This is a genomic window from Gaoshiqia hydrogeniformans (genome assembly GCF_049347105.1).
Classification (GTDB): Bacteria; Bacteroidota; Bacteroidia; order Bacteroidales; family Prolixibacteraceae; genus Gaoshiqia; species Gaoshiqia hydrogeniformans.
The window spans coordinates 817,734-838,706 of record NZ_CP186334.1; the positions used below are offsets into that span (position 1 = coordinate 817,734).

The 20,973-nt window shown below is 44.6% G+C and carries 15 protein-coding genes; 2 read left to right on the top strand and 13 right to left on the bottom strand.

The features are described 5' to 3' along the window. Window positions 1–140 precede the first annotated feature (140 nt). The 7 genes from ACOIT5_RS03415 to ACOIT5_RS03445 all read right to left on the bottom strand — a co-directional run bounded on the left by ACOIT5_RS03415 (window position 141) and on the right by ACOIT5_RS03445 (window position 8,833). Window positions 141–800 (bottom strand): hypothetical protein, encoded by a 660-nt coding sequence (locus tag ACOIT5_RS03415; protein ID WP_423129061.1) that lies wholly within the window; start codon window positions 798–800, stop codon window positions 141–143. A gap of 42 nt (window positions 801–842) precedes the next feature. Continuing rightward, window positions 843–3,176, bottom strand: coding sequence for a TonB-dependent receptor (locus ACOIT5_RS03420; RefSeq protein WP_423129062.1), 2,334 nt, complete (start codon window positions 3,174–3,176; stop codon window positions 843–845). Window positions 3,177–3,181: 5 nt separating this feature from the next. Next, window positions 3,182–4,105: a DUF4249 domain-containing protein gene (locus ACOIT5_RS03425; protein ID WP_423129063.1), complete on the bottom strand. Its 924-nt coding sequence runs from the start codon at window positions 4,103–4,105 to the stop codon at window positions 3,182–3,184. Window positions 4,106–4,275: 170 nt separating this feature from the next. Beyond that, on the bottom strand, window positions 4,276–5,391 hold the full coding sequence (locus ACOIT5_RS03430) for a hypothetical protein (protein ID WP_423129064.1): 1,116 nt from the start codon (window positions 5,389–5,391) through the stop codon (window positions 4,276–4,278). 374 nt (window positions 5,392–5,765) lie between these two features. Beyond that, window positions 5,766–6,653 (bottom strand): DUF4249 domain-containing protein, encoded by an 888-nt coding sequence (locus ACOIT5_RS03435; RefSeq protein ID WP_423129065.1) that lies wholly within the window; start codon window positions 6,651–6,653, stop codon window positions 5,766–5,768. Between the two features lie 216 nt (window positions 6,654–6,869). Next, window positions 6,870–7,421: a hypothetical protein gene (locus tag ACOIT5_RS03440; RefSeq protein ID WP_423129066.1), complete on the bottom strand. Its 552-nt coding sequence runs from the start codon at window positions 7,419–7,421 to the stop codon at window positions 6,870–6,872. A gap of 20 nt (window positions 7,422–7,441) precedes the next feature. Next, the gene (locus ACOIT5_RS03445) at window positions 7,442–8,833 is read right to left on the bottom strand and encodes a hypothetical protein (protein WP_423129067.1); all 1,392 of its coding nucleotides are present in this window, start codon (window positions 8,831–8,833) and stop codon (window positions 7,442–7,444) included. A gap of 621 nt (window positions 8,834–9,454) precedes the next feature. Between ACOIT5_RS03445 and ACOIT5_RS03450 the strand changes: the two genes are divergently transcribed. After that, a complete protein-coding gene (locus ACOIT5_RS03450) occupies window positions 9,455–9,796 on the top strand; it encodes a hypothetical protein (RefSeq protein WP_423129068.1) in 342 nt (113 codons plus the stop codon). Window positions 9,797–9,833: 37 nt separating this feature from the next. Next, window positions 9,834–11,015, top strand: coding sequence for a DUF6600 domain-containing protein (locus tag ACOIT5_RS03455; RefSeq protein ID WP_423129069.1), 1,182 nt, complete (start codon window positions 9,834–9,836; stop codon window positions 11,013–11,015). A 97-nt stretch (window positions 11,016–11,112) separates the two neighbouring features. Here ACOIT5_RS03455 and ACOIT5_RS03460 read toward each other — a convergent pair whose 3' ends face one another. The 6 genes from ACOIT5_RS03460 to ACOIT5_RS03485 form a co-directional block, all read right to left on the bottom strand. Further along, window positions 11,113–12,765 carry an AMP-binding protein gene (locus ACOIT5_RS03460; RefSeq protein ID WP_423129070.1) on the bottom strand — a complete coding sequence of 551 codons (1,653 nt, stop codon included), beginning with the start codon at window positions 12,763–12,765 and terminating at the stop codon, window positions 11,113–11,115. Between the two features lie 26 nt (window positions 12,766–12,791). Continuing rightward, complete coding sequence (locus tag ACOIT5_RS03465; protein WP_423129071.1) at window positions 12,792–13,367, bottom strand: helix-turn-helix domain-containing protein; 576 nt, start codon at window positions 13,365–13,367, stop codon at window positions 12,792–12,794. A gap of 178 nt (window positions 13,368–13,545) precedes the next feature. Beyond that, window positions 13,546–16,128, bottom strand: coding sequence for an alpha-glucan family phosphorylase (glgP, locus tag ACOIT5_RS03470; RefSeq protein ID WP_423129072.1), 2,583 nt, complete (start codon window positions 16,126–16,128; stop codon window positions 13,546–13,548). A gap of 132 nt (window positions 16,129–16,260) precedes the next feature. Beyond that, complete coding sequence (locus ACOIT5_RS03475) at window positions 16,261–17,610, bottom strand: glycoside hydrolase family 57 protein (RefSeq protein WP_423129073.1); 1,350 nt, start codon at window positions 17,608–17,610, stop codon at window positions 16,261–16,263. Between the two features lie 14 nt (window positions 17,611–17,624). Continuing rightward, a complete protein-coding gene (locus ACOIT5_RS03480) occupies window positions 17,625–18,917 on the bottom strand; it encodes a glycosyltransferase family 4 protein (protein WP_423129074.1) in 1,293 nt (430 codons plus the stop codon). Between the two features lie 27 nt (window positions 18,918–18,944). Beyond that, window positions 18,945–20,885, bottom strand: a complete 1,941-nt coding sequence (locus ACOIT5_RS03485; RefSeq protein ID WP_423129075.1) for an amylo-alpha-1,6-glucosidase — start codon at window positions 20,883–20,885, stop codon at window positions 18,945–18,947. Between the last annotated feature and the right edge of the window lie 88 nt (window positions 20,886–20,973).

A 20,973-nucleotide genomic window follows, 5' to 3' on the forward strand; every position in this document is an offset into this window, starting at 1 on the left:
AGTGCCTCTCTGCAAAACCTTGTGGCTTCATGGCATTCTGTGCCTTAGAAAGGGCCTGAGTACCTAAGTGCCTGAGTAGCAAAGTACCAAAGTAAAAGGAGGCTTGCCACCGTTCTCCATTCTCCGTTCTCCCGTCTCCGCTAATTACCTTTTGCCTTCTTCCCGATGCTCCATACCGGGCAGGAAACCTGGACACTCAGATTGCGGTTTTTAAATTCTTCCTGCTCCCACGGGCCTCCGGAAGCAGCTCCGCCAATGGACTGTTCGCCTAATGCCTGGCTGTACTGGACCGACCATTCCATCCTGCCCACCGAAATTCCGGTTCCAAGCACCCAGTTAAATTCCGTATTTTTCGTCGTGTACTTGTAATTTAACAGCCATGCGGTTTCGATTCCTGATTCAAAAAAGAGTTTACGGTTGGTTGTGTAACGGAGCTTAAGCGGGACAAGCAGGTAATGTTTGGGGTAATCCTCAAACAGGGTGTAGACGGGAGTGTCGTAGCCATAGCCATAGCCGTAGCCGCCCTGATTTTCGCTGTCGTAAACCGGGGTTGTTGTTCCGTTGTGCAGGTAACGGTAGCCAAGCCCCGCCGCAAGCCCCCACTTTTTATATACGGGCGCTAAACCCGATATTCCGAAGCCCGCGGAGTAACCGTCGCGGATTATCTTAAATGGCGAATTATTCGCAGAGGGGAAGTAATAACCGCTTTCGCCGTAAAGGCTGATCCGTAGCGGTGTGTTTTGCGCGAAGGCAGTGCCAAATGATACACAGGCGATGAGGACTAAGATTGCTTGCTTCATAGTTTTTCTGTTTTTAGATATTGATATTCATGAAAAAATATATTACCAACTGTATGTATAGGTTACCGAAGGGACAACCGGGAAAATACTCACTTTCCTCACTTCGCCCTTCTTTTTATAATAATACCAGGGGTTTAAGCGGTTGTAAACGTTATACACCGAGAAATTCCAGGTACGGCTATGCCCGTTTGCTTTCTTTTTTGTACTCGAATAACCCAGGTCCAGGTGATGAAAAGCCGGCATCTTAAAGTTATTCGGGTGGTCGTAGGTTTTCCGGGTTAAAAACCAGGGCATTCCTGACCCAAGGAACAAATCCATCCCCGGCAACAGAAACCCCGGCTGTTCCGTGTCGGGTATACTCAATTTATTTCCGCTTTGGCAAGTAAAGCCAAATGTGAGGCTCTTCTTTTTATCCGGCTTTTTACTATATAATTTATACTCTCCAAACAAGGATAGATCGTGCCTGCGGTCATAATTATCGGGAAACCATTCAGCAGCATTCAAATCGTCGAATTGCCGTTCGGTCTTCGAAAGGGTATAGGACAGCATACCTGTTAAACGCCCGGTCATTTTTTCCAGGAAGAATTCGCTCCCGTAAGCCCGTCCCTGTCCGATCAACAGAATATCCTCCCAGTTGGTATTTTTTGTATCTAAGAAAGATTCACCTTCCACGTATCGTATTACATTGTTCATATTTTTGCCGTAGACCTCCATCCCTCCCCGGTAGGTATCGTTAAAGCTTTTCTCAATCCCCAATGAAACCTGCTGGCCGGTCTCGGGTTTTACCCGCCCGGTTGAAGCAACCCACAGGTCTGCGGGCATTCCCATCGACGAGTTGCTTAACTTGTGGAGATACTGGCTCATGTACATATAAGAGCCGCTGGCTTTCCAGTTACTATTTAGTTCGTAAGCTACAGCTAATCGGGGTTGCGGATAGATATAGAACGCTCCGTCGGCCAGATAACCAGATAGCCTTAGGCCTGCGTTCACACTTAACCGGTTATGCCGATAATCGTTCTCCAGGTAGACTTCACTCATTAGCGACTGATTACGGTATTCATCGTTGAATGTAAAATTATCGTCGGTACCTCGTTGTTGCACCACATTGGGCGCAAATTCAAGATAACTGACCTGGCTGCCAAAGCGCATGGTGTAATTGCTTTTGGGGTTATACTCTAAGTCAGCCTTCAGACTATAGTCCCACAGCTTCGAGGTCGTTTTAAAATGAGTGTAGTAGTAAAAATCCTTGTCAACATCATCATCTTCGTAAAAGCTTGAAACTTCGTAGTTGTAACGGCTGTAATACAAGGAGAAATTAGCAAAAAGTTTATTCGACAACAAACTGTTCCATCGGAGCACGGAGGTCAGGTTACCCCACTGGTAGTAGTCTTCGTTATGTGTTGTACGATCGGATGACTCGTAGAATTGCTTATCCCTGCCGGCATACACACTCCAGTAAACCCGGTTATTTTCGTTAATGATCCAATTGGCTTTGGCATTCAGGTCGTAGAACTGATATCCATATTCCTGGTCTTCACCGGCAATTTTTTGAGACAGTATCATCGGCAGATCAAAGAAGGTACGCCGGCAGGAGAGCAGGAAAGAAGCCGTATCCTGTTTAATTGGTCCTTCATAAGTCGCCTGTGCCGATATGGGGCTGATGGAAAACACACCGGCTCCCTTTTTCATATTCCCTTCCTTACTGGTGATATCCAGTACCGAGGCCAGCCGCCCGCCATAGCGGGCCGGGATACCACCTTTGTAAAAGGATGCATTTTTAATGGCATGATTGTTAAAAGTTGAGAAGAAGCCAAATGCATGATTCACATTGTAAACCGGAGCGCCGTCAAGCAGGATCAGGTTTTGATCACTACTCCCGCCACGCACATTATAACTTGCCGTGTTCTCGCGAGCACCTTTAACCCCCGGCAGGTACTGAATGGCTTTTAATACATCGGTTTCACCTAAAATCACAGGCAGGCGTTCTATCAGGTCCATATCCAGCCGGCTGTAATTAAGGCGCGAGAGCTCGCCGTGTGTCTGTCTGCCGGATACTTTCACCTGGATTTCGTCCAAATCGAGTCCGGCTTCCAATAGAATGATTATTGTACTGTCGTTTCGAAGAGATACTGACAATTCCCGTTTTTTATACCCGACATACTGAACCAACAGGCTTTGTTCGCCCGGATGTATGAGCAGATTGAAATAACCAAAAGCGTTGGTTGCTGTTCCCGTTTGTGATGAAGCATGAAAAACCGTTGCCCCAACCAGACGTTCACCACTGGCAGCATCCTGTACATAGCCACTTAAGCGTATTTTGGCTTGCCCCGCGCTAATAAGGGGGAATAAAAGGAAAATTAAAATCAGCTTATTCATTGTAATTATTCTTTGTAAACGGTATAGTCAAAAACAGTAAAGGAGGCCGAGCCAAACACGCCCAAGCCGTTGGTTATATTGGAGTAAATTTGAACCGGCTCATGAATTGGAAGCACTTCCTGTTCCAGCATCCATGATTTTACTGACGACTTCAAATACCGGTCGTAGTGTTCGTCTGCATTAAAAAAAATATCATAGAGCTCTTTTAAATAGCAGTATTCTCCTCCATAGTATAACATTGCCCAGTATGTAAAATTTTTAGTAAACTTTAAGATTTCTCCATCGTACCCATCATCGGTTTGTCGTATAAAAAAATGATAGTAGTAGTATCCGTTCCCGCTATCGTAGTCTCTGTTAAAATGGTCATTATGTATTGATTCATAGCGCATTCTTGTTCCAAGTTTAACACTATTATAATACGGTGTGAATTGACTAACGCAATTCCAATAATAGTCTTTCCCCGGTTGATCATTGATCATATAAGCCACTTCGTAATCTATCTGATATATTTGATCCGGTTCCCACGGATTATATATCACCTCCTTGCTAATAACTGTTGTATCAATGTCCGGGCGTTCGGGAACTGTTGTTGAAGCATAAAGCGTTGTTTTTCCGGGAATATTGGCTGTCAATGAATAGGTTTTCCCTATTTGCGGGTATCGGTTAACGCTGTAAAGGCCCGCAGAGTCATATGTTGCAACAGCCCATTCCTGCCCGTTCTCATAAAATAGAATGCGGGCATCCGCTATGGGAACGAAATCGGTATTATCGTCCAGCGAGCGGGTGTAATGCAGGCTAAGCCGCACCAGCGAATCGGGATTAAGCACACAATTTAAGCAGGCGCGTTGTTCAGGCTGGTGGTTTAACTCAACTACTTCTTCGCAGCCAACAACGATGATGACAATCATAAATAAAAGTACTTGTTTCATTTACTAAAGTATAATGGTTGTAAGGCTCCCCCGGAAGTCACCCATCAGGCCATCCCGAATTTATTCCGGGAACCCGATTATACGGAGAACAGGCCATGAAATAAACTCAGGGTGGCATTGTTTGTTCGTTTATTGACTCCCCCGGGGGAAACCCCTCATAATGATGAATTTTAATCGTAATTATGCTCTATCAGCCAAACCGAACCGGGGAAACCCGATGGCATAGGTCGCGGATAGGAAATATAGTAGGGTTCTCCACTTCGCCCGCTGAACCCGACATAACAACTAAACAGGATATCGCTGATAGGCATATAATCAGGTTTAGTGCTGCTATCAGAAGAATAAACCATTTTCAAATCCTGCTCCCAAACAAGATCAGACACCCTAGCCGTTTTTCTGGAAGGACTTGTTGCTCCCGGAACAAAAATGGTTGTTTGGGTTCCAAGCTTTACGTAAAGATTATTGAACTCAAAAGTAGCCTGGTAACTATTCCAGCCAAAAGCATCTTTTTTTAACGCCCTTTGCTGAAAGAAAACGACATTAGTGCGTTGCCAATAGTGATAATATGTACTTACCGTAAATTCTAAATATTTTTCCTGGTAAACCATCAGTTCGCAAATCATTTTCCTGCTGCCAAACTGATGCCAACGTTCTTCGACAGGAGGATTACTACCTGGATATATCCAGACATCATTATACACATAATTCCGGGAATCTTTAGTTTGCATGGTAATCTCAACCATTGGGTCTGCTCTGTATTGATCGATATTGTTCATTTTTTCAAGGTCTCCATCATAAACTGCGATCTTACTTAATTTAGTGAATTTAAATAGAGACTGACCAATTTTGATCATCCCATCACTATTCAATAGATTAGTGTATGGGTTAGGCATAAAAGGGTAATCAATAGAGCAGTCATCTTCTTCAGCATCGTTGAAATTAAGCTGATCGTAATACTTCGACTTAAAAGCTTGAAATTCTTCCATCGAACTTAATTGCTCGTATTCGTCAAATAGTGTTTCAAACTCGCTACGAGCAGAGGTAATACCGACTTCAGTATCCCAGGCATCCATTTCTTCCCTCGTTTTTCCGGCAATGGAGTTTAAAACACTATCAACAGCATTAAAATTTTTAAAGGCCAGGTAGCCGTTTTCCAGATAAACATCCGGTATGTTCTCAACCGCGGCAACAGCTTGCGGCTGCTCAACGGCAAGCTCATCGTTCTGACAAGCGCTAAAAACTGTTAATACAAAAGCCATCATGGCATAAAACTTAAACTTTTTCATACTTTTGAAACGTTTTAGGGATGGGCAGCTCCAACCGCCCAACCCGGTTAAAATAAAATGTGTGAACCCGGTTTCTTTTCAAAGGGCCGGGTTTTTCCCTTCAAAGAGGCATATAGGTAGCTCAGTTCAACCTGCCACCGGCAGGCGTTTACTTAAAATCACCGTTTGATTGTTTCTTTCTTTCCCCGGTCGGGGTATTCCACGTTTAGACAAGCAAAGCAAAGATAAAAATTATAGTAAAAAGCAATGTCATTGATATGAAAAATATCGGAGAAAAGGATAGTTTAGAATATATCTAAATTATCACATGCTGTAACCGGTATTGTTTTTGCCCCGCCCCGCACAGGGGAAGGAGCAACAGTAAAAAAAGCAGCCTATTCATCGCGGTAACTGATATACGTGAACGATGCCGAACCAAAAATCCCCGTCCCGTTTTCGATATTCGAATAAATCTGCACGGGCTCTTTAAACGGCAACACCTCCCATTCCTCAATCAGCCACGACTGTACCGAGCTTTTTATATAGCGGTCGTAATGCTCGTCGGCATTAAAAAAGACATCGACTGACCTTGTGCTCATTTGTTTATTGAATTCCAAAACGTGTCCGTCAAGCCCGTCGTCGGTTTGACGCATGTAAAAATGGTAATAGAAACCAAGCTTTGTTTCAGCATCTATTTCGCGATTAAAATTATCGGCATAAGGGCTAAAATAAGCCAGGCTGGCTGAGAAATTATATTTCTCCCCGGGTACATACCAGCCAAGATGGTAGTTCCAGTAATAATCCTTTCCTGTCCGGTCATTGATCCGGTAGTCAACCTCTAAAACATAAAATTGGGTCACCTCGGAATACTCACTCCATCCGGCATATTTTTCTTTCGATTTTATCGTGAAGTCGATGTCCGGTCGTTCCGGCACGATTGTTTCGGCGCTTAAAGGCAGGTTCCCGCCTATATTGACTTTAACCCGGTATGTTTTCCCGATTTGAGGATATTGGTCAATGCCATAGGTCCCATTCCCGAGGGAACTGACCGTATTCCATTCCTGCCCGTCTTCATAAAGTAAAATCTGCGCATCATCTATCGGAATAAAGTCATCGTTAGCATCAAGAGGACGGGTATAATGCAGGCTAAGCCGCACCAGCGAGTCGGGGTTAAGCACACCGTTCAGGCATATCTTCTGTTCCTGACGATAATCGAGCTCAACCACCTCCTCACAGGAAAAGAATGCAACTATTATTACCAAAAGGAAGAAAAACCTGTTCATCGATTTGATTTTTTTTGTCACTACTGTTAAATTAGGTTAATCTGAGCGCAGTATTCATCCTATTTTCTTCAATTACAAATCCTAAAGCGATTGAGTTTTTATTGATACCGGAGGCATTAACTCTTCTTCTTGTGTGATTTTTGTTAAAATCGAGTCTTCAAAACGCAAAATTGATGTCAATACATACGTGTAACTCGACACATCACCCCTGATTAATTACCACCTTTTTACATCAAATCCAATGTTTAATTGCAATGCAATAGGGAAAAATCCACAATTCCCTATTGTGTCAAAATAGTATACCGGTCCAGCATCAAACAATAAGTGAAGACTTCCGTAAGCGCGTTGAATTCCCCATGTTGGTCCAAACGCAAAATCGATATCATCTTTTCTGATGATGTTCTCTGTTTCAATTTCTTTAAAATTAGTTAGCAATCTTACCCCCCAAAAAAAGCCTGAATTTGGCGGAATGTTTTCACCATTGCTTAGCATAGCATCTCTACTGTAATATCTTTTATATGATAAATCTAAAAATGGAGAAAGAAAATAGGTAAGTCCAGAATTGGCATAACTCAGATTCTTATAACTCCCGTTTATGCCAATACCCACATTGGCAGATATTGCAGACTTATTTGTTATGGGCATTTCCATTTCAAGACCAGGGCTAAGTACATTCGCTCTGATTATTTTTTGCAAGTCATTTGTAGTTTCTTGCCCGAATGCAGCAATGTTCATAAAGATGAGCAATATGTATATCTGACTCTTCATCTCCTTTTATGTTTTTAAATTTATTTAAAGGTAATTCTGACTCCTCTCCATACATCACCTCTGCGAGCGGCTCCATACATGATGGAATTCTGAAGAAAAGTGTATTTTGCTGTTAAGTTTGTATATCCTCCCCAACCAAAAGTACTCCAACTATCAAAAGTTACACCTATCGTCCCTCCACTACTACTTGCAATAATCATCGTATATTTATCTGTAGATATTCTACTATCGTAGAAAGGCGCTAATGAAACTTCCGTTGTCGAAACACGATTGCTTTTAGGAATTAAACGAATTGCTTCTTTCGAATTGTTCGGATTGCTGAATTTACCGTTTAAATATCTAACTGTCACTTTTCCTGCGGATTTACAAGCATTCCACAATGCCCCAACTTTGTCCTTTTGAGAAAAATCCATTTCCAGCCCCATTAAATTAAACGTTTTCCAATTTTTATTTAAAAAGACTGATTGATTATATGCTAAATCTTTCGCTGTCTGAGTTTGAAAATTAAAATTTGGGAGGTTGTTATTGTTGGCGTTAAAATTAGGCCCAAAAAAATTACTTGGCCACTTCTCCTTTAGATTTAATATCTCCCAACCATTAATAATTTCATCGCAATCTTGTTTTCGCCATAAACCTGTCCACCCCTTCTTCTGTGTTTTTGTTTTTATCCCCATTTCCGAATAAAAGGGGAATCTTTGTGCATAGAATTTGACATCAACGCGATGTTCGCTATCAAAATAATTTCTTACGCTTTTAGAAAATCCCCAAATGCTATCCCAAGCCTTCCCCGCCAATGTTCTCCCGTCATCAATATCATCCCATTCTGATTCTGACGGAAATGATGTCGCTTTAGAGAACTGTATATCAACATCGGGGCCCTCATCAATTGGATCTTTCTTTCTGAATGTATCATAAAAATACAAGCATTCATAATCATTAACCCGATATAACCCGTTTTGAAAAGAATACCCAAGTGCATTTGTTATAAGGTCACTATTCTGAGCGGTTCCGTCATCAATATTCAGTCCTCTCAGCCATTCATAGTTATCTATTGAGGTAAAAAAGGTACCGTGTCCCGTAATCCTAAAAAACACATTGCCTATAGCAATTTCATAACGGTCACTTAATAACTCTTTTAGGATTTCACTGTATATTAATGTGTCGTTTAATTCGCCTTCAGAGTCAATTTCAGAAGATTTTAGTTTCATCGTCTGGTTTAGGTTAACTACACCATTCATTTCTACCGGCAGTACCCCAGTGTTTTTTAGAGACTCGATTGAATTATTAAACTGTTCGAGTGAAGAAAAATGCGCGACATCAATCAAACTCTTATTCAACAAAGGAACCTCATTTTCTGTTATTAGTCGTTCTTTCCGACAAGCGCTAAAAACTGTTAATACCAATGCCATCATAGCATATTTTCATACTTTTGAAACGTTTTAGGGATGGGCAGCTCCAACTGCCCTCCCCGGATTAAAACAAAATGTGTGAACCCGGTTTCTTTTCAAAGGGCCGGGTTTTTCCCTTCAAAAAGGCATATAGGAGCTCAGTTCAACCTACCACCGGCAGGCGTTCAATTAAAATCAGCTTTTGGTTGTTTTTTCTTTCCCGGTCGGGGTATTCCACGTTCAGACAAGCAAGACAAAGATAAAAATTATAGTAAAAAGCAATGTTATTAATATAAAAAATATTAATGGGGGGGGTAATTTAGAACAGGTCTAAATTATTGAACAAATAGTGGTAACCCAGCAAACAAATTGTCAAATCACCTCAATGCCTTTTTCGGTATAATCAATAGCCATACATCTATTGTTCTGACTGAAAACCAAATCTTCTTCCGGCCAATAGCTGTATTGTTCCACCGTCCGACAGGCTGCCAGACAATGTTTTCATGGAGATATTAATCTGTTATTATCAGAGGTATAATGTGTGAAAGATGTAATTCTTAAATACAATTGTGTAACACTTTTTGAAATTAAAGTACTCAAATTTATACTCTTGTGATAATTCATTCACAACATAAAAGAAACACCATGAAAAATAATGAAATGTTCAGAAAAATTGTTCTTTTAACCAGCCTGGCAGGAATAGGTTTATTCTTCAATGCCTGCACTGCCGGTTATGTTGCCACTCGACCTTCTCATGTGGAATTTTCAAGACCACAACGCCCGAGCGATCTGCATATTTGGGTTGATGGCAATTGGGTTTACAGGCGTCAAACGAATGCCTATGTGCAAAAGAACGGATATTGGAAACAACCAAGGCAAAACAATACTTATGTGGCCGGTCATTGGCAATCAACTTCACGAGGACATCATTGGGTACCTGGCCGTTGGCAGAAACAAGGCAAAAAAGGTAACAAAAAATCCCGCTAATAACTTAGAATCAAATTAATTAATGAAAAGCAGAGAGATGAAAACAAATATTAAACTTTTTGGACTCCTGTTTATCCTGGTTACGGCAACAGTAATTTGTCCCAAACAATTATCAGCACAGCTAGGTTCAGTGAGCTTGCAAGTATTCTATGACGAATTAAGCCCTTACGGTCAATGGGTTGAATATCCTAATTACGGGTATGTCTGGATTCCCGATGCAGAATCCGATTTTATGCCTTACTCAACCCGTGGGCAGTGGATTTATACCGACTATGGCTGGACATGGGTCTCTCAATACGAATGGGGATGGGCTCCTTTCCATTATGGACGTTGGGACTACGATGCTTATTACGGTTGGCTTTGGATTCCAGATTATGAATGGGGACCTTCATGGGTCACCTGGAGAAGATCCAATGGCTATTATGGATGGCAACCCATGCGACCCGGTATTAGCATCAGTTTTAGCTTTGGCAATGACTATTACAATAATTACCGCGATCACTGGATGTTTGTAAGGGAAAGGGATTTTCAAAGGTCAAATATTAGCCGCTATCACATCAGCGGGACTAATCGGGATCGGATTATCCGGAATTCAACGGTGATTAACAATACCTATGTTGATAACAGCCGAAATACCACTTATATATCGGGGCCAGGCAGGGAAGATGTACAACGATCGACCGGCCGAAACGTCAGCAAGGTTGCTATTCAGGAAAACAACCGACCAGGACAGGATTTGAGAAACGGACAATTACGAATATACCGGCCTCAGGTGAAAAATACCAATGATCAGGGCAGGAAACCTACTCCGGGCAAGATCACCAACATCGAGGATATGAAACGGAGTCCGGAACGAAGTAAAACCATTCAACAACGGAAGGTAAGCCCAGCAGTCAGCCATAGAGAAAATATGCCGAATAATGCCAAACAACAAAATAACAAGGGGATTGAACCACCTGCACGACAACGAATGAATGAAAATTCCCCGGATAACAAACGTGAGCAACAACAAAACCGGGCGATTCCACGAAACAATGACGACAATAAAGCAAAACCGGTTGTTGTAGACCCTAAGAACAATAGAATGAAAACTCTGCCCTCAAAGCCGAACGTCCAGCAAACAGAAAACGAAAAGCAGAAGCTACAACAAAAAACCGAAACGCAGCAGAACACAAAAAGAGACAAAAAGCAATCAAAAAAGTCAAACAAAGCAAGGTAATAAATGTAATTTAGAATCAGGGATAACGATAGCCAATTACACCCGGGGAAAAGGCACCCCGGAATACGTTGTGTTGTGTGGTCCGGGATATTGCGTATCAGACCACCTCAATGCCTTTTGCCTGAAGCAATTGCAGACCAATATCTTTCAATTTGTATTTCTGGATTTTGCCGCTGGCCGTCATCGGGAAACCATCGACAAAAAAGATGTACTTCGGAATTTTATAGCGGGCAATCTGTCCGCGGCAGAATTCCTGGACTTCTTCTTCCGCGAGGTTTTGTCCCTTTTTTAGTTTGATGAAAGCGCCTACTTGTTCGCCGTATTTCGGGCTGGGAATGCCGGCCACTTCCACGGCTTCAATTTGCGGCATCTGGAACAGGTAATTTTCAATCTCGCGCGGGTAAATGTTTTCGCCTCCGCGAATAATCATATCTTTAATGCGCCCGGTGATCCGGTAAAAGCCGTCTTCGTTACGAACGCCCAAGTCGCCCGAGTGCAGCCAACCATCGGCATCGATCGCCTTACGGGTAGCTTCTTCGTTTTTATAATAACCTTTCATCACGTTGTAACCGCGGCAGCACACCTCGCCCTGTACATTATCAGGACATTCTTCGCCGGTTTCGGGGTCAAAAATTTTCACTTCCACATTGGGATATTCAAAACCTACCGTTGTAGCGCGTACCTCGGGCGGGTTATGTGTCCGGGTGGCAGTCATCCCCGGCGATGTTTCGGTTAATCCGTATACGCTGATAATGTCTTTGCAGTGCATCTTGGTCATCACCTGCTTCATCGTCTCGATGGGGCAAAGCGCTCCGGCCATGATCCCCGTGCGCAGGCTGGTCAGGTCGAACAGATCGAACATCGGGTGGTTAAGCTCGGCAATAAACATGGTGGGAACACCATACAAGGCCGTACATTTTTCTTTTTCAACGGAAGCCAGTACCATTAACGGATCAAAATCTTCGGTAATAACCATCGTGGCCCCGTGGGTTACAATAGCGCAAAGCGCCAGCACGCAACCAAAACAATGGAAAAAAGGGACACAGACCAGCAGGCGGTCGGCGGCCGTGTAGCGCAGGCATTCGCCGGTAGCGTAACCGTTGTTCAGGATGTTGTGGTGCGAGAGCATCACCCCTTTCGGGAAGCCTGTTGTCCCCGATGTGTACTGCATGTTGGCCACATCGTGGGTATTTACTTTGTTTTTTGCTTCTTCCAGTTCCAGGTCGTCGAGGTGTGAGCCCAGCAAGATCAGTTCCGCTGTGTTGTACATCCCCCGGTGTTTTTCGGGGCCAATGAAGACGACATTTTTCAACTCGGGGAATTTTTCCGATTGCAGGTTTCCACGGGGGTGTATTTTTAACTCGGGAACCAGTTCAAAAATCATGTTCACATAATCGCTGTCGCGAAAGCTGTCAATGAGGCACAAGGTATGGATATCGGCATTATGAAGCAGGTATTCCAGCTCGGCCAGTTTGTAATTGGTATTTATGGTCACCAAAATGGCCCCGATCTTGGCCGAGGCAAACATAAAGGTTAACCAGTCGGGCACATTATTTGCCCATATACCGACTTTGCTTCCTTCGCCCACGCCGATGTACATCAGTCCTTTGGCCAGTTTATCCACCCGCTCGTTAAACTGGCTGTACGTGAAACGCAGGTTCCGGTCGGGATAAACCATAAATTCGTGATCGGGAGTCTCAAAAGCATACTTTTCCAGGATACCTCCAAGCGTAAAATCAATTAGTTGCATGATTTTTTGTTTGTATTCATTGACAATCAGAAAGGAGCATAAATAACAGCCAGGATTTTTGCCGTCTGTTTGTTGGCTGCGTGTACATTATGCGAGACGATTGAATCCATGTAAATGCTGTCGCCGGGATTCAGCAGGTAAACATCCTTTCCGTAGTTTATTTCGACCTGGCCGTCAAGCACATAGATAAACTCTTCGCCTTCGTGCGACGAGAGCATGTAATCGGACTGTTCCGCAGGTTCAATATCGACAATAAAGGGTTCCATGTTACGGCCGGCCTTGTCGAAAGCCAGCGAAAAGAAGTTAAGGTGCTGGCGGGCCCCGTTGCCTTGCGTGGTAAACCGGATGCCTTGTTCCTGTCCGCCGGCCCTGACCACTGCCGGCCCAAAATGATCGGCATCATCCAGAAAGGTCCCCAACCGGACACCAAGAGACCGGGCAATTTTAATTAGGGGCGCCAGGGAGGGCACTACTTTTTCATCTTCTATCTTTTTAATCAGCGAAACTTCCAGGTTGGCCCGTTCGGCCAATTCTTCCAGGCTCACTTGCCGCGAAGTTCTGATTTGTTTAATTTTCGATCCAAGGTTTTTCTCTTCAGCCATGTTGGTTTTTTCTTAAGATGAGTCACAAATTTAAATTTATTTTGAAACAGCGCAAATTCAGGAGCAGGGCATTTACGTGGTAACTGCCAGAAAAGAATGGTTTTAAATACCGGGAAAATCAGGCATACCGGCATAAAAAAAGCAGCCCGGAGGCTGCTTTTTATTTATATTCTGTTAATCATATCCAGCGCAGATATTTAAAATCCTGACGGTGAGGCAGTTTTTTGTTTTTTGGATATAAGCGCAACCCGTAATTGTAAGCGCCGGGATCCATCAGGTGCAGGTTTAACAGGTAAGTACATTCCGATCCGTTTACCTGGTCGACACGAAATTCGATCGCATTTACAAATTCATGGTTGCCCTCCGGCGAGGTTTCAGTGATCACCATCTCCAGGCCGATTTCATCCGGCGAAAGGCCATTTAAGTCGAGCACAACCCGGGCCGGGTATTCTTCGCCGATACGCAACACGTTGGCAATACCATCGGTAATCTGAATTTCTTTCACTTCAATGGCATCCCAGGCGCCGATCATCTTATTTTTCCAGGCAGCCAGTTCCCGCGCCAGGGCAAAATCATTTTCAGCCAGCTTGGCTTTCCGCTCAGCCTGTGGTTTGTAAAAGCGATCCTGATAATCGCGGATCATCCGGCTGGTTGTAAAGTTGGGCGCCACCTGGGCGATGGTATTTTTAACCACCGAAACCCAACCTTCGGAAACACCCTTTTCGTTGCGGCTGAAGTACGTCGGGATAATTTCTTCCTCAAAAATATTATAGATGGACTCAGCATCCAGCTCATCCTGAAAGTCCTGCACATCGTAAGCCCGTTCAAGCGGGAGCGCCCAGCCTGCATTTTCCTTATAACCTTCAACCCACCATCCGTCGAGCACCGAGAAATGAATGGTGCCGTTCATGACGCCTTTCTCTCCGCTGGTCCCCGAGGCTTCCAACGGACGGGTCGGCGTGTTCAGCCAGATATCGACCCCCTGAAGCAGCATTTTGGCCAGGTTCATGTCGTAATTTTGAACAAACAGGATCTTTCCAAGAAACTCCGGCCGGCGGGATATTTCAACAATGTACTTAATCAGATCCTGCCCTGCTTTGTCGGCGGGATGCGCTTTGCCGGCAAAAATGAATTGCACCGGGCGCCCCGGGTTATTCACAATCCGGGACAGGCGATCGAGGTTTCGGAACAAGAGGTGAGCCCTTTTATAGGTGGCAAAACGCCGGGCAAAACCAATGGTCAGCGCATTAGGATTAAGCTTACTCAAAACCTCGTTGATCAGTTTCGGGTTTTCATGCCGTTTGATCCAGGTATCGGCAAAGCGCTGTTTAATGTAATCGATCAGTTTAACCTTCAGCTGTTTTTTCAGGTTCCAGATTTCCTCATCGGGTACTTTGTAAATTTTGTCCCATAAATCAAAATCCAGTTCATTGTCGATAAAGTCGGCCCCGAAATATTTCAGGTGAAGTTCTTTCCATTCTTTTGCCGCCCAGGTCGGATAGTGTACCCCGTTGGTCACGTAACCGATATTGAGTTCTTCGGGAAAGAAACCTTCATACAGGTGTTTCAGGATATCTTTGGAAACTTCGCCGTGTAACATACTTACGCCGTTTATTCCCTGCGACAGGTTGGCGGCCAGATAACTCATATTGAAATGATCTTCGTGCCGGACGGTTTTACCGAGCATCACAAATTCATCCCAATCCATGCTTAGCTGCTTGGGGAACTTGCTCATGTAGGTAAAAAACAAATCCTGATGAAAAGAATCGTGGCCGGCAGGCACCGGCGTATGTGTGGTAAACAAAGTCGACGCGCGAACAACTTCCTGCGCTTCGGCATAGGTTAGCCTGTTTTCCGCCATATAGTCTTTGATCCGCTCGAGACCAATCATAGCGGCATGTCCTTCGTTGCAATGGTAAATATCCGACTGGTACCCCAGCTTGCGTAAGGCGCGGATACCGCCAAGTCCAAGCAACATTTCCTGTTTCAGGCGGTTTTCGTTATCGCCTCCGTAAAGGTGGTGGGTCACGTAGCGGTCGTCATCCCGGTTTTCCTCAAAATCGGCATCCAACAAATACAGGCTCACTGCCCCTACTTTGGCTTCCCACACACGAGCTGCAAGGGTCCGTCCGGGGTATTCAACTTCAATCGTCGCCCAGTTTCCGTCCTGATCGAAGGCAGGTTGTACCGGAATTTTCGAGAACTGCTCGGCCTCATAGTTTGCCAGCTGATCGCCCTGCGCCGAAATGGTTTGTTTAAAATAGCCGAAGCGGTACAACAGGCCAACCGCCACCAGGTTTACTTTCGAGTCGCTGGCTTCTTTCAGGTAATCGCCGGCCAAAACGCCCAGGCCGCCCGAGAAAATCTTCAGGCTATCGTGTACTCCGTATTCCATACTGAAATACGCGATCTGCGGACCTGGCAAAGCCGAACGGTCATCGAGGTATTTCTGCAACCGGGCAAGCACCTCATTCATCCTGCTCATGAACGATTTATCATTTTCCAACTCCAGAAAACGCTGGTAGCTTACTTTTTCCAGCAGGACCACCGGGTTATGGGCGCTTTCCTCCCAAATTTCAGGATCAATCTGCTGGAACAATTCCCGGGCATCGGTATTCCAGACCCACCATAAGTTTTTACTTAACTCTTTCAGCGGAGTTAACTTTTCAGGTATGTTTGATTCAACAAACAGTTTTTTCCAATTTGGCATTTCCACAACAAGTTGTTTTATAAACCTGACATCATCTTCTATCCCTTCCATTCGCACATCTTTAAGGTGTGTCATCCATTTTACTATGAACCACCTGTTATTACACAAAGAAGTGCAAAGAAAACAAAAGATCGCGACTCATTGTAAGTTTTACACAAAAACAATGTCAGATTCAGGTTTAACTTAATCCTTTTTAGCAGATTTAGTTACGGTAGTTTTTCGTTTAGCAGCAACAGCAGTTTTTTTCATTTTCAGAGTCACCAGTTCGGCTTCGTATTTTTTTAATTTTTCATCCTTTTCTTTCAGCAAATTGGTCAGGGCAGCAATCTCTTTTTCAATTTTACTTTCAGGAACAAAACTGTTCAGGCGAAGTTCAAAGTCGCTTAAAACATTCATGTAATTTATAAACGCTTCGTAGGGGCTCTCGAAGGGATTAAAGTGTTTGTGCACTTCTCCGTCGGAGAAAAATTTGGTGCACATGTAGTAAAAATGGTCGCTCACCTGCAAATGGTTCCAGTCTTCGTTCAGCGCCCGGTCGTCAACCCGTTCCATCCGGTTTTGCAGTTCATAAAGCTTATTGAATGCTTCCTGCTGCATTTCATTACCCAACCAGGCCGTCAGGTCGCGTTCTTCATCGGCCCACGAGATGGGATGAGGTACGCTGACTGCCGAAATGGGCTGAAATTGTTCGGCGACCTCCGAAGGGGTGGCAAACTGGAAATCAGACCTCTTGAATACTGCTGCGGGAAGCTCTTCCATAAATTTAAAGATCCCGGTTTCGGCACGCTGGTGCTCGCCAAACGTCTCATAATCCAGAAACAGGTTAATGATTTCATCTTTGAGATTGGTATTCATCCAATCGACAAACTTCTGCGGGGTTAAGGGATATTCGCTCCAGTTTTGGTTTGAAAACCGGAAAGACAGGTCGTCGCTCAGGCGAAAATTACGCATCAGCACCTTAAGCCGGGGGTTGATGGCATTACAATACAAATAATTGGGCGATTTCCAGCCCAAAATATGTTTAGCGCCTTCGGTCAGCATCGCTTTAAAACCCAACCCGGCAACCGTTGCCCCAATTTCGTCGGAATATACCATTTCGGTATTTCGGAATACTTTGGGCTGTTGCCCGAAATGACGTTCAATCAACTCATCGTGTTTTTTTATTTGTTGTGCAAACAGGTCATTACATTTAAGGGCAACCAGCGAATGCGCGTAGGTTTCCGACAAAAATTCCACCTGCCCGGTTTCGGCCAAAGCTTTAAATGAGTCAAGCACTTCGGGGGCATACAGTTCAAACTGTTCGAGGGCAATACCGGTAATTGAAAAACTGACCTTAAATTTTCCCTTGTATTTTTTTATCAAATCAAGCAGGAGCTTATTTGCCGGCAAATAACAATGGTCGGTCACTTTTCTCAAAATGGTTTCATTCGTATAATCATCGTAATAATAGTGGTCGTTACCAATATCAAAAAAACGATACCTGCGGAAACGAAAAGGTTGATGTACCTGGAAATTAAAACAAATGGCTCTCATATCGTTCGCATTTTTTACTGGTTAATCAAAGCTTTTAAATAAACATCGCGCACATTCTTAGCCGAGTTCTTCCATTGCAGGCTGTCTACTTCGGCTTTCCCGTGTTTCATAAACAGATTCCACATCGAAGGATAGTTCAACAAGCCGTAAATGGCGTCGGCCATCGCGTGGGTATCCCAATAGTCAATTTTTACCGCATATTTCAGAATTTCGGACACGCCCGATTGGTTGGAAATAATCACCGGCACATTGGTTTGCATGGCTTCGAGCGGCACAATGCCAAAGGGTTCAGACACCGATGGCATTACAAAAACATCGCTCATCCGGAACATATCGAACACGTCGTCGCCTTTCAGAAAGCCGGTAAAGTGGAACCGGTCGGTAATTTTAAGCGTTGCCGCCCGTTTGATCATCGCGTTCATCATATCTCCGCTGCCGGCCATCACAAAACGTACATTTTTCATTTTTTTGAGGACCAGGTTGGCTGCTTCGACAAAATACTCGGGCCCTTTTTGCATGGTAATGCGTCCCAGAAAGGTTACAATTTTTTCGTTCACGCCCTTTTTAAGCCTGATCTTTTCTTCCTGGCTTAGCGGTTCAACAGCATTGTAAACCGTTGTTACTTTTTCCGGATCAATTCCGTAACGTTCAGTCACAATCTTCCGGGTGAGGTTACTCACCGTAATAATCTGGTCGGCGGCATCCATCCCGCGTTTTTCAATCTCGTAAACCCGCGGGTTCACGCTTCCGCCGCTACGGTCGAAATCGGTGGCATGCACATGGATCACCAGGGGTTTGCCCGAAATTTCTTTTGCGGCAATCCCCGCCGGATAAGCTAACCAGTCGTGGGCATGAATGAGATCGAATTCATTGTCCCGGGCAATCACCTCGGCAACCAATGAATATTTGTAAATCTCATGCAACAGATCGTTGCCGTATTTCCCCGAGAACGCCAGCTTTCCTTCTTCATCAGTTTCGATAAACCTCGTTTTTTCCGAAAACTTTTTGCTGCTTAGCTTCCAGAACTCTTCCGGGTCGGTATAAGGCACCATGCCGGATTCGACTTCGTAATAATCGATTTTTCGCTGAAGGTCAGCAAAATGGACAACTTTATTGGTTATCGGGACGTTGTTTGCCCCGATCAGTTGCATGTTTGATTGATCTTCGTCTCCGAAAGCTTTAGGCACGACAAAAATGACCTCCATGTCACTGAATTCCGCCATCCCCCGGGTCAGTCCGTAACAGGCAGTCCCTAATCCGCCGGAAATATGGGGAGGAAATTCCCAACCAAACATTAATACTTTCATATACCGCGTTCTATCTAGTTGAACATTCTATTCATCAAAACTCGTTAAAATTTTCAAAGCCCTCAGCACGGAGCCAATGCTCCAGGCTTGCGAGATAGCGCCTTTCGCGCTGTGCGGCGGATTCCCGTTGTACATTTCAGCAATGGAGCCGATGCAATGCTCCGACATATCTTCTTCAAAGCCATCAACAATGCCTTTCACAAAGGGCAGGCCCCCTCTTTTATGTACTTTCAGGTATCCTTCCACAAAAAACTGGATCAGCCAGGGCCAGGCTGTTCCCTGGTGAACGGCCTTTTCCCGGAGAGAAACATTCCCGTTACACATTCCTTCGTAGCGCGGATCTTCGGGTGACAGGCTCCGCAAGCCGCGCGGTGTCAGCAATTGTTTTTTCACAACACTCAATACCGATTTTTGCTTTTCCCGGTCGAGCGGGCTGTATTCCATCGCCGTGGCAATCACCATATTGGGTCTTACGGTCCGGTCTTTCTCCGTCTCATTCACCCAATCGGCCAGGTATCCGTGTTCATCAGACCAAAATTCCCGGTTAAAGGATTGGGCAACCACCGACGGCCATTGGTCCCAGTCGGCAATAAAGTCATTATCGGCCTCGGCATGCGCCAACTCCAGGGCAAAACAAATGGCATTATACCAAAGGGCGTTTACTTCCACCAGGGCGCCGGTGCGTCTCACAACCGGTTTTCCGCTCAGCGACGAATCCATCCAACTCAGGGGAATCGTCTCCCCGCTACCGTAAACCAGGCCGTTATCCGCCATCCTGATCCCGTATTTGGTTCCTGCTTTATAGGCTGATAAAATTTGCTTCATGGCAGGTCCATACTTTTCCCAAATGTATTTACTGCTTTTTACTTCGTGTGCAAGTTGCTGGATGGCCCAGAAAAACCACAGGGAGGTATCAATGGCCGCGTAACTTCCGCCTGCATCGTTCGATTTTGGGAACAAACCGTCTTTCAGGCGACTTAACTGGGTATCAACAACATCTTCGAAAGTTTGCCGGTCATTCAGCGCCAGGGTAAGACCCGGCAAAGCCACAAATGCCTGGCGCGTATTCCCGTTATACCACGGAAAGCCGGCAATAATATCCGTTTCTTTCCCCTTCCGCATCACAAATTGCTGGGCCGAATTGGATAAACAATTCAGAAACGAAATCCGGGGAATACGCTTGTTACATTCTTTCGTGAACTTTCCCTTTAACGACGCCGGTTTCGCCTCGAATGTCGAAGCCGAAAAAACGATGCTTTCCCCTTTTGCAATCGGCACTTCAAAATAGCCGGGAACAAACAGGTCTTCCTGGTAATCATACCCCCGCTCCTTTTCTTTCAGGTATTCGATGTTATGGTACCAGTCGGGAACCGGAATAAACTCGGCTTCTTTTGAAAACTGCATGTATAAAAACGGGTAGCCGTCGTAAATCTGCATCTTTATCCCGTCTTGCACGGCAATATATTTTGTATTGGCGTACATGTTTGCTTTACTTAAGGCATGTACGCTGCGAAAGGCCAGAAAGGGTTTAAAACGCAACACGGTGGGCGAATGCGCGTCAATAAGCGTGTAACGGGCCAACGCCTGTTCTTCGTTCTCAACCAGTAATCGTTCTTTGCTTAAAACAACCCCTCCAACCCGCCAGGTTGTTTTTGGCACCATCTCGGCATCAAAGTCGCGGATGTATTTATGACCTTTGGGCTCATAATATTCGCCTTCGTATTTATGGATCCCCAGGTTAAATTCGGCCCCGTGCTGAATAACCGTTTCATCCAATGACGACAGGAGCACATGCTTGCCACCCAACTGCGGTACCGGGCAAATAAGCAGCCCGTGGTACTTTCGGGTATTACAGCCGGAAATGGTGGTACTGATGTACGAACCAGCCCTGTTTGACCGGAGCACCTCGCGCGAAAGGGAATACTCCAGGTTGACCAAACTACTTTTGTCGAATTTTAAGTAACTCATAAATTCCAGACTTTAGACCTAAAATCAACTTTGAATGAAAGGATCAGGATTGATTAAGAAAGGTTTGTTCCTTACAAAAATAATGAAA